Source organism: Streptomyces sp. NPDC096132 (assembly GCF_044763345.1).
Classification (GTDB): domain Bacteria; phylum Actinomycetota; class Actinomycetes; order Streptomycetales; family Streptomycetaceae; genus Streptomyces.
In genome coordinates, this window is sequence record NZ_JBIWGA010000050.1 from 1 (window position 1) to 17,201 (window position 17,201).

Here is a 17,201-nt window from a genome sequence, read left to right on the forward strand (position 1 = left end):
CCCACTCTCCGACGCGCGCACAACACGACACCCCTTCACCATTCAGGAGATCAAGCACACGTGAACGAGAACACCCGTCACAAGACCCTGGCCGCAGCCACAGAACACGTCTGGGACGCGTTCGTGATCGTCGTCGGCATGCTCAAGGGCGGCACCGGCAAAACCACGTCCGCCTGGTTCATCGCCCTCTACTACGCCGTCGTCCTCGGCCTGCCCACCCTGCTGCTGGACGCCGACGCCACCAGTCAGTCCGCCTACGACTGGTTCAAGGTCGCCCAGGCCGCCGGCTTCGAGATCCCCGCCAACCTGGTCGTCGAGCGCTACCCCTTCGACGACATCGCCGAGTACATCCGCACCAAGCGATCCGAGTTCGGCGCGATCGTGGTCGACGCCGGCGGCGGCAGCGCCCGCATCTTCCACGAGGCAGTTACCGAGGCGAACCTGCTGCTCGTGCCGGTCGCCCCCACCAAGATCGAGCGCCGCAAGCTCGTGGCCACCTTCGACGAGGCCGAACGCGCCGCCGCCCGCAACGAACACGGCGTCACCGCCCACGTCGTCATGGTCAAGGCCGACGACCGCACCAGCCTGCCCCGCAACGCGAAGGACAAGCTCCTCGACCCCGCCGAGGGCGAGGGGATCGGACCCGATCGCGACGAGGCCTTCCCGCTCGCCGAGACCACCATCCACTCCTGGGTCCACTACATGGAGGCCTTCGGCGAGATCCCCACCGAACTGAGCGAGTACGCCGAGCTCATGAAGGAGCTGACCCAGGCATGACCGAGAAGAACGAGAAGCTGAAGCCGCCGGCCCGCCGCGCCGGTCGCACCCTCGGCGGCGGGGCCAAGAAGACGGCCCCGCCGCCCCCTCCCCCGGCCGCCGAGCTCACCCCTGAGCAGTACGCCGCTGAACAGGCCACGCCCCAGGGCGAAGGCCGTCCCGCTGTCAGCGAGCCTCACGTTCAGCCCGCTCCTTCCACCGTTCCCAACCCCGAGGCATCGACACAGGGCCGAACCGAGGCGGTGCCCGAAGTCCCACAGATCTCCGCCCAGCCGACTACGGAGGCGCCGAGCAGCTCCGTTCGGGAGCCGACCGCCAGTCAGCCGGTTCGCCCGGCCGTCGTCGCCCCCGAGGCGGTGGCCGGTGGGGAGCCGGTGGAGCGGCAGGTGCCGCCTGTAGTCCCGGCTGCCCAGTCTGGATCACCCGCGGTCCAGGCCACACAACCGGCCGAATCTGTTGCGCAGCATGCTCCGTCTCCCGTCACGTCCACGGCTGCTGGCGCGACTCCGGCCGCCGAGGTGGCAGTTCGCCCTGCCGTTCCTCCGGTCGCAGGCGGTACCGCATTCCCGGTGAGGACCGATGGTCCGGGTTCTCACCAGGAGCAGTACGTGCGACCGGAGGCAGCGCCCAGCGAGGGAACGCCGTGGGCTCACGGTCCTGGCCGCCCCAAGGACATCCCCGAGACGGCCGTGATTCTCAACCAGCGCATCATCGCGCGGGAGAGTCTCGACTCGTCAGTTCCCGCCGCGCTGAAGCTGAAGAAGCGGATCAAGCGCTTCGCACTGGACAACGAACTCGACCACCTGCCCATCGGCGACATCGTCTCAGTCGCGCTGGACGAGTGGCTCACCACCCGCGGCTTCTGAACCGACCGCATGGCACGGGCGGCCGCCCCCACGCAAGGGGGCGGCCGCCCGTGCCGACTATTCCAATAGCCCAATAGGCGGATAGCTATCCGCCTAGCCAAACCGACCGGAGTAGATCACGTGCCCGACCAGTCCCCCTACGCCCGCCGACTACGCGAAATCGCCGACGCGCTCGACGCCCAGCCCCAGCCGACCGATGACGTTCTTACACCGCATCCGGGCACTCTGGACGTCATCAGAAACCGGCACACCAAACGCGGACAACTCAACCACGCCGTCCCCGAAGTCCTCCAGCTCCACCGCCGGATCCGCCGCTACAACGCCGACACCGACCTCCCCCACGGAGACATCGTCGCTCTCGCCCTCGACACCTGGCTCCGCGCAAAGGGCTACCCTCCCGATCTGAATAGCGTTGAATAGACGAAAAGGGCTGACAGCCGATCGACAGTGATAGCAGAGGGTGGCGTTCGAGCTGCCGCAGGCCTGCGCCTGGCGAGGCACCTGGCGGGGCTGCGCAGCATACCTGCGGCTCCGCCGGGGGCATCCTCGTGGTGCTTACTTCACTGCCCCCTCGTCCGGCGTCACTCGGCACTTGCGTCCTGGGAACGTCGGCAACGGCAACCTCTGGTCGAGACTCGCTCCGCGCGGCTGTCCGGTCCCCACTTTTGAGAGGATGATCACGGTGGGGCGCCGAGCCGGAGGTACCGGTGCTCGGAAAGTTGAGGTTGCTTTGGCGATCAGCCAAGGTCGACTGTTTGAGGTCAGGTCATGGGGCCACGTGGCGTTGGCGACGCCGGGTTCGAGTGCAGGGCGTTGCGGAGGACGTGAGCGGCCTGGTTGATCGCGGCGTCGGCGGCGTGGGTGCTGCGCATGGCGTCGAGCATGACGAAGCCGTTGGTGACGCCGGCGTAGCGGACGGAGAGAACGGGGACCCCGGCGGTGCGCAGGGCACCGGCGTACGCTTCGCCCTCGTCGCGCAGGCAGTCGGCTTCGGCGGTGATGACGGTGGCGGGCGGCAGTTGGGCCAGTTCGTCCGGGCTGGTGCGCAGTGGTGCGGCGACGGGGTCGAGGCGGGCGTCCGGGTCGGGGCAGTACTGGTCCCAGAAGTCGCGGTAGCCCTGGGCGCGCAGGGCGTAGCCGACGGCGAACTGCTGGTAGGAGCCGGTGTCGAAGGTGGTGTCGGTGGCGGGGTAGAACAGCAGCTGGTGGGTGAAGTCGACGTCTCCTCGGCGGGCGGCGAGCAGGGTGAGGCCGCAGGCGATGGTGGCGCCCATCTGGTCCCCTCCGACGGCCAGGGGGGCCTGGTCTTGCTTGGTCAGCCAGGTGGCGACCTTCCAGCACTCCTCCAGTGCGGTGGGGAACCTGGCCTCGGGGGAGAGGGTGTATTCGGGGAAGGCGACGGCGATGTGTGCGCCGACGGCGATTTCGCGGACCAGGCGGTCGTGGGTGGCGGCGTTGCCCATGACCCAGCCGCCGCCGTGGACGAACAGCAGGGTCGGCAGCGGGCCGGTCACCCCCGGTGGGCGGACCATGCGGACGGGGACGTCGTCGACGAGCAGCCATTCCTCCTCCACGTCGGGGCGTGGGGTGGGGCGGGCCTGGAGTTCGTCGAGCATGCGGCGCTTCTCCGAGGGCGGCACCGTGTACAGGTAGGGGATGACCTCGCCGGCCTCCACGAACGCCTGGGCCTCTGGTTCGAGGGGGAGGTCCAGCGGGTTGGCGTTGCTCATCAGCGCCGTGCCTTCGCGGCCAGCTGCCACTGTCTCGGTGTCATGCCGTAAGCCTCCCGGAAGACGCGGCTGAAGTGCGATGCGCTGACGAACCCCCAGGTGTGGGCCAGGTCGCGGACGCTGGTGTCGCGCGGGTCGTACTTGGCCAGCTCCAGGCGGCAGCGTTCCAGGCGGGCGCGCAGGATGAAGCGGGCCACGGTGGTGTCCTCGCCGGCGAATACCTTGTGCAGGTAGCGCAGTGAGACGTGGTGGGCGGTGGCGATCAGTTCCGGCGTGAGGTCGGGGCGGTCGAGGTGGGCGAGGACGAACGCCTTCACGCGCAGGACGAAGGTGTGGCGGGCGGCGTCGTCGCTGGGCATTTCGCGCAGGGCTTCGCCGACCAGGGTGGTGAGGATGTCGGTGACCTCGCCGACGAGCTTGTTGCGGGTCTGCGGGTGCAGCCGGGCGCCTTGGTGGGACAGTCGGGTCAGGAACGGGACGAGGAACGCCGACAGGGCGTGGTTCTGCCGCAGCGGGGTGCCGGTCAGCCGGGTCAGGTCCGTTTCCGACAGGCCGAGCGCGGACTTGGGGAACAGAAAGACCCGGGTGACGAACGCGGTCGGGGTCTCGATGTCGTAGGGGCGGGCGGAGTCGATCAGGGTGAAGTCGCCCTGTTCCAGGAACACCTCCCGGCCGTTCTGTTCCAGTCGGCTGCGGCCGGAGTCGAGGAAGGCCAACTGCAGGTTTTCGCCGGGGTCTTCGGCGATGTGCCGCCAGGTGCGGCGGGCTACGAACGGGCGTCCCTGTGGCTGGGTGACCACCAGGATGTGGGCGAATTGTTCGAAGCGGGGTTCGGGCCACGACGGCGGTAACGGATCGTTCGTCTCCCGCCGGTCCAACAGCGGCAGCGTGGCGGTCGGCTCTTCCATGCCTCCGGCTCCTGTCGCGACTGGGTCGACGCCACCGTAGCGTGACCCCTGCCGCACGTTGGCGGCGATTCCGGCATCTCACCGCACAGGGCAGGTGACGGCGCCGGTGGGAGCGGGCGTCGCCATCGCCCGCCGGCATAGGCGGCGGCGCTGCGGATTCCCCAGTCGCCATCACAACACCGGTTCGGCAGGCGGATTGCCTGTGCGTGCACGGGTATCGCCGCGGACGGGCAGACGTCCGGTTGTGCTGCTTACGGTGAGAAGGCACCCGCCAAGGTTCCGGACTCTCTTCCTGCAAGGGTGCATCGCGCGCTGCCGCCGACGTCAGCGCCGCCCACGACTTCTGCGCGAGACGTGGCCCACCGGCCCGGGGCACTGCGGCCGGGTCTGCGGCTCGTCGCCGATGCACGAGCGGCCGGACGGGGCCTGAGGGTGAAAGGGGCGGGCACGGTGGTGGGGGTGGACTCGATCCAGGCGTCCGCGTGGGGCGCGTCGAAGAGCACAGCGGTCGAACTGGTCGGCCGAGACAGTGAATTGGCCCTGCTCGGACAGTGCCTCACCGCGCAGCACGCCGACGAAGGGACAGCCGTCCTGCTCGTCGCCGAGGCGGGCATCGGCAAGACCGCGTTGCTGGACGCGACGACCGCTCACGCCGCGCGGGCCGGGATGCGAATCCTGCGGGTGCGCGGCACCCAGGGGGAGGCCGACCTCGCCTTCGCCGGCCTGCACCAGCTGCTGCGGCCGGTCCTCTCCCGCGCCCATGCCCTGCCTCCGCGGCAGAAGCACGCGCTGGAGGCGGCGTTCGGCCTGGAGGACGACGAACAGGCCCACACCCCCGACAGGCTGCTGCTGGGCCTGGCCACCCTCACCCTGCTGTCCGACCTCGCCACCGAGACGCCCCTGTTGATCGTGGTCGACGACGCGCACTGGGTCGACTCCGGCTCGCTCGACGCCCTGTCGTTCCTTGCACGCCGGTTGGACGGTGAAGCCATCGGCATCCTCGCCGCGTGCCGGCCCGAGGTCCTGCCGGAGTCCCTCGGCCAGGCCATGCGCGCCGTCGCCCTGGCCCCACTGGACGAGCCGGCCGCCCATACGCTGCTCGACGCCCAGCCCACTCCTCCCGCGGGACGCCACCGCGCCCGCATCCTGGAGTATGCGAACGGAAATCCGCTCGCCCTCGTCGAGCTGGCGCGCTGCACCGATCCCGAGCAGCTCGGCGCGGCCCCGTTGCCGATCAACCGCCGTTTGGAGGGCCTGTACGCAGCCCAGCTCGCCATGCTGCCTCCCACAACCCGCAACGTGCTGTTGATCGCCGCAGCCGCCGACGCCCCGGACCTGTCCCTCGTCCTGGGCGTCGAACCCGACGCCGCCGATCCGGTGACCTGGCAGCCTGCCGAACAGGCGGACCTGATCCACATCAGCGGCAGCACCATCACCTTCCGCCATCCACTGATCCGGTCGGCGGTCTATCAGGCGGCGAGCCAGCCTGAACGCCGGCAGGCTCATCTGACCCTGGCCGAAGCCTTCAGTCAGGACTTCGACCGCAGGGCCTGGCACCTCGCAGCGGCCGCCTTCGGCCCCGACGACGACGCCGCGACGGCCCTGGAGAAGACCGCCGAACGGGCCGTCGGGCGGGGAGCGACGGAATCCGCCGCAGCCGCCCTGGAACGTGCCGCGGCCCTGAGCACCACCGCTGTCCAGCAGGCGGAACGGCTGATCAAGGCCGCCAACGTCCTGGCCGTCGACGACCATGTCGAACGTGCCGAGCGGCTCGCCGCCCGCGCCGCCGACACCTCCGTGGACGAGGGCCTGCGCCGGCAGGCCGAGATGCTGCGCGGCTGGGCACTGTCGGCCGGCCTGCGCCAGGGCGAAGCCTTCACCCACCTGATGGCCACCGCCCGTTCCCTCACCAAGACCGCCCCTGAAGCCGCCCTGCAAGCACTCGCCGTCGGCGCCGCCGTCGCGAACCACGCCGGAGACGACACCTTCCGTCGAGAGGTCGATGCGGCACTGGACCGCATGCCCCACGCCTGCGGGTTGCCCCGGCTGTGGGTGCGGACGGCCATCGATCCCCTGGCCTGCCGCACCGACGCGCTGGCCGCCGTCCGCGAAGCCCTCACACCCCGCCCGCCGGGCAGCCCCCCGCACAGTCCGAGGGAGCGGATCTGGCTGTCCGGGATGGCCTGGCTGCTCGACGAGACCGCCGCCGCACTTCACGTCGGCCGTAACTGCAACCCGCTGGCCCGCGACCGGCCGGAGTTCCGCAACCGCCAGATGGCCCTCACCTACGGCTGGGCCAGCCTCGAACACGGCTGGTGGCTCCAGACCCGCGCCGTCGTCGACGAAGGCACCGCTGCCGCGGCCACCCGGCCCCTTGGCCGCGCCGAGGTGTACGTGATGACGCTGGAGGCCACCTTGTGCGCCCTGCAGGGCGACACCGACCGGGCCCACCACCTCGCAGGACAGGTCTTCGACCTCACCGGCGACGAGGTGGTGAACCAGATCCGGGCACGCACCCACTGGGCCGTCGGCCTCGCCTTCGCCGCAACCGACGACCACGCCGCCGCCTTCACCTCACTACGCCGCCTGTTCCGCCCGGACGGCACCCCCTTGCATTTCCACGCCTCCCCCTACGCCGTCGCCGACCTCGCCCAGGCCGCCGTACGAAGCGGCCACACCGATGATGCGCGCGTCATCCTCACCAACCTGCTGGACACCCTCCCCCGTTCGCGCTCCGCCCGGCTCGACGGACGCCTTCTGCACGCCCAGGCGCTCCTCGACGACACCGGCCGCGCCGACGACCTCTTCCGTTCGGCCCTGGCCGGCGACCGACTCGCGCCCTGGCCCTTCGAGCACGCCCAGACCTGTCTCGCCCACGGTCGATGGCTGCGCCGCAACGGCCGTATCAACGACGCCCGCGCACCCCTCACTCACGCTCTGGAGATCTTCCGGCGTCTGGGCGCCACACCCTGGACCAGCCGCACCGCCACCGAACTGCGTGCCGCCGGCGTCACTCGCGACACCTCGGCAGTCCACGCGCTGGGCGATCTGTCCGCCCAACAGCAGCAGATCGTCCACCTGGCCGCCCAGGGCATGACCAACCGGGAAATCGGCGAGCGCCTCTTCCTCTCACCCCGCACCGTCAGCCACCACCTGTACCGGGTGTTCCCCAAGCTCGGCATCGCCTCCCGCCACCAACTCCGTGACCTCATCGGGGACGACAGCTCCGCCGACTGACGTTCCGACACCCTCGCAGGGGGACCCGACGGCCGCTGCGCGGTTGCGGTACGTGTGTTCAGCCTGTCCGCGGGACAGGTCGCGCAGACCCGAAGCGGCCCCTGCCGGCTGACCGGCGACCGGCGACCGGTTCTCCGTGCCGGCCGGCAGTGGGTGGGCGCCGTACCGACACGCGGCCCGGAGTGTGAGCCGCCCTGGCTGATGATGCGCTGCTCAGGGTCGGTGCGGCGGCCGTGTTGTACGCCTCCTGGGCGGTCGATCCGAGTGGACGTCTCTGGTCAGGCGGTGTCTGTCCGTGGAGAAACAGTCACGTGACAGACGCGGGCTGCGGGCCGCTCGTTCCAGGCTGTGAGGGTCCGGTCGGAGAAGTGAAGCGGGACGGGTCCGCTCGTGCCGGCCGGTCGGCGCGACCGGTTCCCCTTCCGCTGTTCTGAAGACGAGGAGGGCTCTCATGGCCCCCAGTACGGTGCCCGTGGTACTCATCCACGGGCTGTGGATCCACCCGGCGAGCTGGCAGAGCTGGATCGAACTCCTGGAGGAGGCCGGCTACGACCCGATCGCGCCGGGCTGGCCAGGTGTGGCCGACACCCCGGAGGAGACCCGGGCGCACCCGGCGGCCACCGCCGGTTTCGGGATCACCGACATCGCCGACCACTACGCCCGCATCATCGCCGACCTGCCGGTGAAGCCGGTGGTGATCGGGCATTCCTTCGGCGGCCTGATCGCACAGAACCTGCTGGGCAGGGAGCTGGCCGCGGCCGCGGTCGCGATCGACCCGGCGCCCATCAAGGGCGTGCTGCCGGTCCCGGTCTCCACGCTGCGCTCGTCGTTCGTGGCGCTGGGCAATCCGGGCAACCGGTCCAAGGCCGTCTCGCTGAACGCCAAGCAGTTCCGCTACGCGTTCGGCAACGCCCTGCCCGCCGACGAGTCGGACGACCTGTACGCACGCTGGGCCGTCCCGGGACCGGCCCGGCCGCTGTTCGAGGCCGCGTTCGCCAACTTCAGCCCGTCGTCGCCCGCGAAGGTCGCCACCACCAACAGCGCGCGGGGCCCGCTGCTGCTCGTCTCCGGGGGCAAGGACCACATCGTGCCCCCGGCAGTGGTGCGGTCGGCGGCGAAGCAGTACCGGCACTCGACGGCCGTGACGGAGATCCGTGAGTTCCCCGACCGGGGACACTCCCTGACCCTCGACCACGGCTGGCGCGAAGTCGCGGACGCGGCCGTGGCCTGGCTGGACAAGAACCGCCCCGCCTGACGATCCCGGGCGCGGCCCACCGCGACGGCCGCGCCGCGAAGCGGCTCGGCGGCGACCCCGCGAAGGCGCCGACCGAGACCGCCGTACGCCCTTGCTCGCACCCACTGTGCTGACCTGATCCGGAGGAAACACGTGTCCGTCCCTTCTTCCCCTTCCCGGCGCTCGGCGCTGGCGTTCGCAGCCGCGGTGACGGCCGGTGCGGCCATGGCGGTCACGCCGCCGGCCGACGCGGTCGCCGCCACCCGCTCCACCAGCGGCGGAAACCGGCCGACGATCGTGCTGGTCCACGGCGCGTGGGCCGACGCGTCCGGCTGGAGCACGGTGGTAGGTCACCTTCAGGACGCCGGATACCCGGTGATCGCCCCCGCCGTCCCACTGAGAGGACTCTCCTCGGACGCCGCCTACCTCGCCAAGCTGCTGGAGGTGACACCGGGCCCGCTGGTGCTGGTCGGCCACTCCTACGGCGGCGCGGTCATCACCCAGGCCGCCGCCGGCAACGACCGCGTGCAGGCGCTGGTGTACGTGGCCGCCTTCATCCCCGACGCCGGTGAGAGCGCGGCCGCGCTCGCGGCGAAGTTCCCCGGCTCGCACCTGAGTGACGACCCGACCGCGCCGATCCCGACCGCGCTGCAGCCGGTGCCCTACGACGGCGGCATCGACCTGTACCTCAAGGCCGAGAAGTTCCGCGACGTCTTCCTCAGCAACCGGCTGTCGACACAGCGCGCCGCCGTCCTCGCGGCCACACAGCGTCCGGCGAGCACGATCGCGCTGGGCGAGCCCGCGCAGGCTGCCGCCTGGAAGGCCGTGCCGTCCTACGCGCTCGTCGCCCGCGCGGACCGCACCATCCCGCCCGCCGCCGAACGCTTCATGGCCACCCGCGCCGGTGCGCACACCGTGGAGGCCGACGCCCCGCACGCCGTCCACCTCACCCACCCCGAGACCGTCGTCCGGCTCATCCGCCGCGCGGTGAAGGAGACCAGCTGACATGCCGTACATCACCGTCGGCGAGGAAAACAGCGCCCCCGTCGAGCTGTACTACGAGGACCACGGCAGCGGGCAGCCGGTCGTCCTCATCCACGGCTACCCGCTGGACGGCCACTCGTGGGAGAAGCAGCTGCCCGCCCTGCTGGACGCCGGGCACCGGGTCATCACCTACGACCGACGCGGCTTCGGCCGCTCCTCGAAGGCCGCCACGGGCTACGACTACGACACCTTCGCCGCCGACCTCGACGGGTTGCTGACCACCCTGGACCTCACCGATGCCGTGCTGGTGGGTTTCTCCATGGGCACCGGTGAGGTCGGGCGTTACCTGGGCACCTACGGCTCGCGGCGGATTGCCAAGGCGGTGTTCCTGGCCTCCCTGGAGCCGTTCCTGCTCAAGACCGACGACAACCCCACGGGCGTCGACCAAGCGGTGTTCGACGGCATCCTGGAGGCGGTCACCACCGACCGCTACGCCTACTTCACCGGCTTCTTCCAGGCGTTCTACAACCTCGACGACACCCTCGGCAAGCGGATCAGCAACGAGGCGGTGAGCGCGAGCTGGTCGGTGGCGGCCGGATCGTCGGCCATCGCGTCGGTGGCGTGCGTGCCGACCTGGCTGACCGACTTCCGCGCGGATGTGGCCCGCATCGACGTCCCCGCGCTGATCGTGCACGGCACCGCCGACCGGATCCTTCCCGTCGACGCGACCGGCCGCCCTTTCCACGCCCTGCTGCCGTCCGCGGAGTACGTGGAGATCGAGGGGGCGCCGCACGGGCTGCTGTGGACGCACGCGGCGGAGGTCAACGCCGCCCTGCTGGCCTTCCTAGCCAAGTAGCCACCGGTCGTGCGGCGCAGGTCAGTTGCCGGGCCAGGCGGCGAGTGCCTGGTCGGCGACCCGGTGCAGGTCCTCGCGGCCCGCGCCGCCGGCGGCCTGCACCGAGATGCCCTGGCCCACGGCGGTCAGGTAGCGGGCCAGGGCATCGGCATCGGCCGACCTGGGCAGGTCCCCTTCGCGTTGCGCGCGCTCGAACCGTTCCCGCAGCGTGCCCACTCCGGCCTCGCGGCGGGCGGCGAGGTCGGCGCGGGCCGGTTCGCCCTCGGGCCCGCAGGCGAGGGCGGACTGCACCAGCAGACAGCCGCGCGGGCAGCCGGGCGTGGTGTAGGCATCCGCGCAGCCGTGCAGCATCGTCTCGGCGACCTGGCGGGCCGTGGGCTGGTCGAGGGCTTCGGCGACAAATGCGCCGGGGCCTGCGAGATAGCGGTCGACGGCTTTGCGGAACAGCTCCTCCTTGTTGCCGTAGGCGGCGTAGACGCTGCGCCGGTTGATGCCCATGGTCTCGGTGAGTTCGTTCAGCGAGGCGCCTTCGTAGCCCTCGGCCCAGAACAGGCGCATCGCCTTGTCGAGGGCCTCGTCGGTGTCGAAGGAGCGGGGCCGTCCTGTCCTGGCCATCCAAGCCTCCCGAAAAGAAGTCCGCCGCCGCGGAATGGATCGGTCGTGGCCCGTGTTCCAGCCACCACGACATAGTAACCGAACGGTTCGGAATTACGGGTGTCGGAACGGAGACCACCAGTCATGACCACCCAGCTCGCAGACGCGGCCACCGCTACCGCTCACACGCCTCTCACCGGAAAGGTCGCCCTGGTGACGGGCGGCTCACGGGGGATCGGCGCCGCGATCGTGCGCCGCCTGGCCGCCGACGGCGCCGCCGTCGCCTTCACCTACTCCAGCGCCAAGGACACCGCCGAAGCCCTCGCCGAAGAGATCACCCAGCAGGGCGGCAGCGCGCTCGCGATCCAGGCCGACAGCGCGGACGAGGACGCCGTGCGCGCCGCGATCACCGAGACGGTCCAGCACCTGGGGGACCTGGACATCCTGGTGAACAACGCTGGCGTCGCCCACGTCGCGCCGCTGGAGGAGTTCCCGTTGGAGGAGTTCGACCGTATGATCGCGGTCAACGTGCGCGGCGTGTTCACCGCCATCCAGGCCGCCGCCCCCCTCCTCGGCCAGGGCGGGCGGATCATCACCATCGGCAGCATCAACGCCGACCGCATCCCGGTGCCGGGGGTGGGCGTCTACTCCCTGACCAAGGCCGCTGTCGCCGGCCTCACCCGCGGTCTGGCCCGCGAGCTCGGCCCGCGCGGCATCACCGTCAACACCGTGCAGCCCGGCCCCACCGAGACCGACATGAACCCCGATGCCGGCCCGTTCGCCGAGTCCATGAAGCAGCTCATGCCTCTCGGCCACTACGCCCAGCCCGCCGACATCGCCAGCGCCGTCGCCTACCTCGCCCGCCCCGAGGCCCGCTTCATCACCGGCACCAGCTGGGACGTCGACGGCGGCTTCGCCGTCTGACCCACCCCCACAGCAGCCGGGCGGGGTTTCCCCGGCCCCGCCCGGCGCCCTCCATCCGCCATCACTTCTCATCCCCTCAGGGAGCACGTCATGTCCATCGGAATCATCGGAGCCGGAGCCATCGGCACCGCCCTCGCAGAGCGCCTCGTAGCCGCCGGAGAGAACGTCCTCATCAGCAACAGCCGCGGCCCCGACACCCTCGCAGGACTGGTCAGCGCAGCCGGCCCCGGCCTGACCGCAGTGACGGTCAAGGAAGCCGCCGCGCAGGACATCGTCGTCCTGGCCGTGCCCTGGAAGCGCCTGAAGGACGCCGTCGGCGCCACCGGCCTCACCGACTGGGAGGGCCGCGTCGTCATCGACACCACCAACCCCCTCGGCCCACCCGACTTCAAGGTCGCGAACCTCGGCGGACGCACCTCCAGCGAAGTCGTCGCCGACCTCGTCCCCGGCGCCAAGCTCGTCAAAGCCTTCAACACCCTGCCGCCCCACATCCTGGGCGCCAACCCCCGCTCCGGAAGCGGACGCCGGGTGATCTTCCTGTCCGGTGACGACGCGGGCGCCAACGACCGCATCACCCGCCTGATCGAGCGTGCCGGATGGGCCGCGGTCGACCTCGGCCCGCTGGCCGAGGGCGGCCGTCTGCAGCAGTTCCCCGGCGGCCCGCTGCCCACCCTGAGCCTTCTGAAGGAGAACTGACGTGAGCGACAGCCTCTGGTTCCTCGGCGGCACCGTCGAGGTGAAGCTCCCCGGCCACGCGGCCCAGGGCCGGGCCGCCCAGCTGGAATTCCACGACCCCGAAGAGCAGTCGCCACCCCTGCACGTCCACACCCGCGAGGACGAGATCTGGGCCGTCCTGGAAGGCGAGATCACCTTCTTCGTCGGCGATGAGCAGTACGACCTCAGCGCGGGCGACGTCGCCTTCGGCCCGCGCGGCGTCCCGCACAGCTACGTCGTCCGCAGCCCCACCTCGCGCATGCTCGTCACCTTCGCCCCCGCCGGCATCGAGGAATGGTTCACCCGCAACGGGACCCCGGTCGCCACCGCCGGCGAACTCCCCCCGCCCTTCGACCTGGACGCCGCGATCAGCAGCGCGGGCGAGTACGGCCTGAAGGTCGTCGGCCCGCCCCCGGTCCGCGTCCCACGCGCCAGCGACACCATCCCCAGCGGCAGCGCCGACCCGGAGGAACTGCGGGCCTGGAACCGGGGCATCCAAGAGGAGTTCCGAGCGAACGGCGGCAGGGTCGGGGGCGTCTTCAAGGGCGCCGACATGGCTCTGCTGACCACCACCGGCGCCAAGTCGGGCATCCCGGCCACGACCCCGATCACCTACTACCGCGACGGCGACCGCATCCTGCTCATCGCCTCCAACTTCGGCCGCACCAAGCACCCGGCCTGGTACCACAACGTGCGCAAGAACCCGACCGTCACCCTGGAGATCGGCACCGAGACCCTCACCGCCCGCGCCACCATCACCGAAGGCGACGAACGCGACCGGCTCTTCGCCGAGGTGGTTGCGCGGCAGCCGGGATACGCCGAGTACCAGAAGCACATCGACCGGGTGATCCCCGTCGTCGCCTTCGGCGTCCTTCAGAGGCGGCCCTGATGCCGAAAGCCATTCGCTTCAGCCGTTACGGCGGCCCCGACGTTCTGGAGGTCGTGGACGTCGATCGGCCCGCCCCGGGACCGGGAGAGGTGGTCGTGGCCGTGGAAGCGGCCGCGATCAACCCTGGCGAGATCAGCATCCGCGAGGGTGCCTTCGCCGACATGTGGCCTGCCCACTTCCCCGAAGGGCAGGGCAACGACTACGCAGGCGTGGTGCATGCAGTCGGGCCGGGCGTGGAAGCCTTCCAGCCCGGCGATCAGGTCATGGGCTTCCAACCGCGCGCCGCACAGGCCGAGTTCGTCCGCACCGCCACCGACCGGCTCGCCCGCAAGCCCACGGCGCTGGGGTGGCCGCAGGCGGCAGTCATTCCGGGAGTCGGGGCCACTGCCTACGCCGAGGTGGAAGCCCTCGACCTGTCCGAGGCCGACACCGTGGTCGTCTCCGCCGGTGCCGGCGGCGTGGGCTCGATCGCCGTACAACTCGCCCGCCTGAGGGGAGCCACCGTCCTGGCCGCGGGAAGCGTCAGCAGCTTTCCGTTCCTGGAATCGCTGGGCGCGATCCCGATCGAGTACGGCGACGGCCTGACCGAGCGCATCCGTAAAGCGGTATCGGGGTCCGTGACCGCCTATCTCGACCACTTCGGACGCGGCAACGTCGCGACGGCACTGGATCTCGGCGTCCCGCCGACGAGGATCAACACCCTCGCCGACGGTACTGCCGCCGCCCGCTACGGCGTCCGCACCGTCGGACAGGCCGAGGCAGACACCCCAGAGGTCTGGGAAAGGCTCGCAGCGATGGCCGTAGCGGGGAACCTGGTCTTCCCGATCGATTCCATCTACCCACTCGCCGACGTACGCACCGCGTACAGCAAGCTCGCCGAGCGCCACACGCGAGGGAAGATCGTCCTCGCCATCGGCAGGGACACACACCCCAAGCATGACAACCACAGGCGGGTGTAGCAAGGAGAACGAGCCATACGGTCGCCGGCAGCAAGAGATATGCAGAACCAGAGCGCGGTGACGTACCGCGCCAAGCCGGGTCCGTTCCGACCCGGGCGAGGCCGTCGACGAGGGACGGGCTGGGATTGGTCTCCTTGCCGCGCTCCAGGCGCGTGTAAATAGTCGATGCTGACCCCCTGCGAGGGTGGCCAGCTCTTCCCGGCGCAGCCCAGAGGTGCGCCGCAGGCCGGGCCCGACCGGGTTGCGCCCAGGGAAGTGGTGTACGGGTTCGACCTGATCCGGGGGTTTGCTCCGGCATCGGGATGGGGCCCGCATAGATGAACGGCCACCGGCTGATCTTCGAAGTGTCGAAGCCTCGAAGGAGATCAGCACGATGACCGCACCCGACAGTCTGCCCCTGCACGCCCTCGCGGAGGACAATCTCGCCGCGGCGAGTCCGGATCTGCTGCGCGCAATGATCAAGACGTTCGCCGACGCGCTCATGTCCGCGGAGGCCGACGCCCTCTGCAATGCCGAATACGGCCAGGTCAGCGGGGACAGAGTCAACCACCGCAACGGCTATCGCCCGCGCGAGTGGGACACGAGGGCCGGCACCGTCGAACTCGCCATTGAGCATCCAAGCCGACCGGCGTACCGCTGGCGACGGCGCGTCGGCAAGGAGCTTCAAGGCCCAGGGAGCTGATGTCGGGCACGGCATCCCACAGCACCCGGCCGAGCAGCCTATCGGCAGTACCGAACAGACGTTCCGCTTCGATGTTCGCATAGGTGATGCACCAGTCGGTGTCGACGGCGAAGAACCCGTCGCTCATGTGTCGCAGGGCGCGTACGACCGAGTCACGGGCAATACGGGTCTGCGTGGTGTTCCACAGGGTGCCGATCATGTGGGCGGGCTCCCCGTCCTCGCCAAGTACTACCTGGCCGCGGGCCTCCACCCAGGCGACGCTGCCATCGGGCCGGCACACCCGGTATTCGGCACTGTAGACGTTTCGGTCCGCGATCGCCTTGTCGCCCTGCGCAAGCACCCCGCTGATGTCATCGGGATGGACAAGGCCGAGCCAGGTCTCGATCCGCCCGTCGAAGGTGTCCTGCGTCAGTCCGCCCGCGGCCAGGACCGCCTCGTCGCAGAACACCTCGCCCGTGCGGATGTTCCAGTCGTAGCCTCCCACCTCGACCGCCTTCATGGCCTGGCGCAGGTACGACTCGGATGGCTGCTGCCACCAGGCAGGGCTCAGACCACTCGGGGCAGGTGGGGACTGCTGCAACCGCTCGGCGACCTGAGCGGCCAGTCCGCCCAGGAATGCCTGCTGATCAAGGTCGGGCCCAGTGGACGTGGCCGTCACGACGGACAGCGCCCCCAATGGTCCTTGCGGGCCGGGCAGAGGGACGGCCGCCAATCCGGTGCCGTCTGGGAGCGTCCGCGCCCGCGCACGGGGGGCGGTCGGCCGACCAGGGGTACCGCCCTCCGGGATGCTCTCGGAAGATGCGTGGACCGGCAACCACACGTAGGTGCTCTCGCGGGCAGCCAGAGCAGGGGCTACCGCCTCGTCCCACTCGATGTCTTCCCATGCCTGTGCAAGGGGCGGAGGTAGGCCAACCGCCGCGACGAGCCGCATCCTGTGCATACCGCCGCGCTGGTGCACCATGCCGCCCAGCCCTCCGAGCTCTGCCACTGCTTGCTGGAGTGCGAACTGCCACAGGTCGCTCTCGTTGAGATCACTCGCCGCCCGCACCAAGCGCAGCCTCCCGGCCTGCACATGCTTCGCCGGGGTTGAAGATCCCCGGGCACGGCCATCGCGCACGCTCACTGGACAACCTGCGCTTTTCTCCGGGCCGTCAGGGCAATGACGGCACTGAACATTTCCCTTTAAATGCTACTAAGATTCTCCTCTTGGTGATCCAGGCCTGGCGGGAAGGATCATCGTTCTCACCTGTGTAAAGGTTCCGGTACTCCAGCCATGGATCGCGATCTTCACCGTTTGCGGATGGATCGGCGCCTGCCATGCAGGTCGACTGACTCGCAGCGCCCTAACGGCCGCTATGGCCTGAACCAGGAAGTCGATGGGACAGCCCCAGTGGTCATAGATGCCGCCGCGACGCGGCTGCTGCCACGGACGACGAACACGCCGCCCTGGCTCAGCCTTGAGGTGGGTGCCCAGCCAGCCGGCGAAACCTCTGCTGTCCACATGATCGGCGGGTGGGGCCGCCAGCGGAGGCGGTCGGAACCCGCGGGAGAAGACGGTGAACGAACGGATCGCCTCCGTCCCGAGGTTCGTGAGGTTCGCCGACGCCCTCCCGTAGACGTGGGGCGCCGCGGACACGGCGGGGCCGGGCTCCCGCGTACGGGTACTGGTGGTCGAGGACGAGGCGACCATGGCGGTGATGCCGACCTGGGCGTTGCGGCTCCCGGATTTCGACGCGGTGGTTGCTGCGAGCGGGTATCGCTGGAGGCGGTCGCGGCGCAGGCCCCGGACGTGGTGCTGCCCGACCTGGACGGCTTCGAGGTGTGCCGACGGCTTCGCGAGCAGCGGT

General features: G+C 70.4%; 16 protein-coding genes and 1 pseudogene. 12 read left to right on the plus strand and 5 right to left on the minus strand.

Going from position 1 to position 17,201, the window contains the following annotated elements; translation table 11 throughout:
* Positions 1-60: 60 nt before the first annotated feature.
* The 3 genes from ACIRF9_RS49760 to ACIRF9_RS49770 all read left to right on the plus strand — a co-directional run bounded on the left by ACIRF9_RS49760 (position 61) and on the right by ACIRF9_RS49770 (position 2,063).
* Positions 61-777 carry a ParA family protein gene (locus tag ACIRF9_RS49760; protein ID WP_403837035.1) on the plus strand — a complete coding sequence of 239 codons (717 nt, stop codon included), beginning with the start codon at positions 61-63 and terminating at the stop codon, positions 775-777.
* A 608-nt stretch (positions 778-1,385) separates the two neighbouring features.
* Complete coding sequence (locus ACIRF9_RS49765) at positions 1,386-1,643, plus strand: hypothetical protein (protein ID WP_403837036.1); 258 nt, start codon at positions 1,386-1,388, stop codon at positions 1,641-1,643.
* 120 nt (positions 1,644-1,763) lie between these two features.
* Positions 1,764-2,063 (plus strand): hypothetical protein, encoded by a 300-nt coding sequence (locus tag ACIRF9_RS49770; RefSeq protein ID WP_403837037.1) that lies wholly within the window; start codon positions 1,764-1,766, stop codon positions 2,061-2,063.
* Between the two features lie 341 nt (positions 2,064-2,404).
* Here the strand turns inward: ACIRF9_RS49770 and ACIRF9_RS49775 are convergent, their stop codons facing one another.
* A complete protein-coding gene (locus ACIRF9_RS49775) occupies positions 2,405-3,373 on the minus strand; it encodes an alpha/beta hydrolase (RefSeq protein ID WP_403837038.1) in 969 nt (322 codons plus the stop codon).
* Positions 3,373-4,281, minus strand: a complete 909-nt coding sequence (locus ACIRF9_RS49780) for a helix-turn-helix domain-containing protein (protein ID WP_403837039.1) — start codon at positions 4,279-4,281, stop codon at positions 3,373-3,375. The genes ACIRF9_RS49775 and ACIRF9_RS49780 overlap by 1 nt, the downstream gene beginning before the upstream one ends.
* Before the next feature lie 459 nt (positions 4,282-4,740).
* Here ACIRF9_RS49780 and ACIRF9_RS49785 point away from each other — a divergent pair, with 459 nt between their 5' ends.
* The 4 genes from ACIRF9_RS49785 to ACIRF9_RS49800 all read left to right on the plus strand — a co-directional run bounded on the left by ACIRF9_RS49785 (position 4,741) and on the right by ACIRF9_RS49800 (position 10,592).
* A complete protein-coding gene (locus ACIRF9_RS49785) occupies positions 4,741-7,518 on the plus strand; it encodes an ATP-binding protein (protein WP_403837040.1) in 2,778 nt (925 codons plus the stop codon).
* A gap of 451 nt (positions 7,519-7,969) precedes the next feature.
* Positions 7,970-8,773 carry an alpha/beta hydrolase gene (locus ACIRF9_RS49790; protein ID WP_403837041.1) on the plus strand — a complete coding sequence of 268 codons (804 nt, stop codon included), beginning with the start codon at positions 7,970-7,972 and terminating at the stop codon, positions 8,771-8,773.
* Positions 8,774-8,905: 132 nt separating this feature from the next.
* Positions 8,906-9,757, plus strand: coding sequence for an alpha/beta fold hydrolase (locus ACIRF9_RS49795; RefSeq protein WP_403837042.1), 852 nt, complete (start codon positions 8,906-8,908; stop codon positions 9,755-9,757).
* A gap of 1 nt (position 9,758) precedes the next feature.
* Positions 9,759-10,592 (plus strand): alpha/beta fold hydrolase, encoded by an 834-nt coding sequence (locus tag ACIRF9_RS49800; RefSeq protein ID WP_403837043.1) that lies wholly within the window; start codon positions 9,759-9,761, stop codon positions 10,590-10,592.
* 21 nt (positions 10,593-10,613) lie between these two features.
* On the opposite strand, the gene ACIRF9_RS49805 is transcribed toward ACIRF9_RS49800, so the two are convergent.
* On the minus strand, positions 10,614-11,207 hold the full coding sequence (locus ACIRF9_RS49805; RefSeq protein WP_403837044.1) for a TetR/AcrR family transcriptional regulator: 594 nt from the start codon (positions 11,205-11,207) through the stop codon (positions 10,614-10,616).
* Positions 11,208-11,330: 123 nt separating this feature from the next.
* Between ACIRF9_RS49805 and ACIRF9_RS49810 the strand changes: the two genes are divergently transcribed.
* The 5 genes and pseudogenes from ACIRF9_RS49810 to ACIRF9_RS49830 all read left to right on the plus strand — a co-directional run.
* Complete coding sequence (locus ACIRF9_RS49810) at positions 11,331-12,110, plus strand: 3-oxoacyl-ACP reductase family protein (protein ID WP_403837045.1); 780 nt, start codon at positions 11,331-11,333, stop codon at positions 12,108-12,110.
* Between the two features lie 60 nt (positions 12,111-12,170).
* On the plus strand, positions 12,171-12,806 hold the full coding sequence (locus tag ACIRF9_RS49815; protein WP_403837063.1) for an NADPH-dependent F420 reductase: 636 nt from the start codon (positions 12,171-12,173) through the stop codon (positions 12,804-12,806).
* A 1-nt stretch (position 12,807) separates the two neighbouring features.
* A complete protein-coding gene (locus ACIRF9_RS49820; RefSeq protein WP_403837046.1) occupies positions 12,808-13,713 on the plus strand; it encodes a nitroreductase/quinone reductase family protein in 906 nt (301 codons plus the stop codon).
* Complete coding sequence (locus ACIRF9_RS49825) at positions 13,713-14,672, plus strand: NADP-dependent oxidoreductase (RefSeq protein ID WP_403837047.1); 960 nt, start codon at positions 13,713-13,715, stop codon at positions 14,670-14,672. Before ACIRF9_RS49820 ends, ACIRF9_RS49825 begins: the two co-directional genes overlap by 1 nt.
* Positions 14,673-15,045: 373 nt before the next feature.
* A pseudogene (locus ACIRF9_RS49830) lies at positions 15,046-15,282 on the plus strand (transposase); the annotation flags it as partial.
* Here the strand turns inward: ACIRF9_RS49830 and ACIRF9_RS49835 are convergent.
* A complete protein-coding gene (locus tag ACIRF9_RS49835; RefSeq protein ID WP_403837064.1) occupies positions 15,215-16,315 on the minus strand; it encodes a PAS domain-containing protein in 1,101 nt (366 codons plus the stop codon). The pseudogene ACIRF9_RS49830 and the gene ACIRF9_RS49835 overlap by 68 nt on opposite strands.
* Positions 16,316-16,546: 231 nt before the next feature.
* A complete protein-coding gene (locus tag ACIRF9_RS49840) occupies positions 16,547-17,044 on the minus strand; it encodes a DUF6196 family protein (RefSeq protein WP_403837048.1) in 498 nt (165 codons plus the stop codon).
* Positions 17,045-17,201 lie beyond the last annotated feature (157 nt).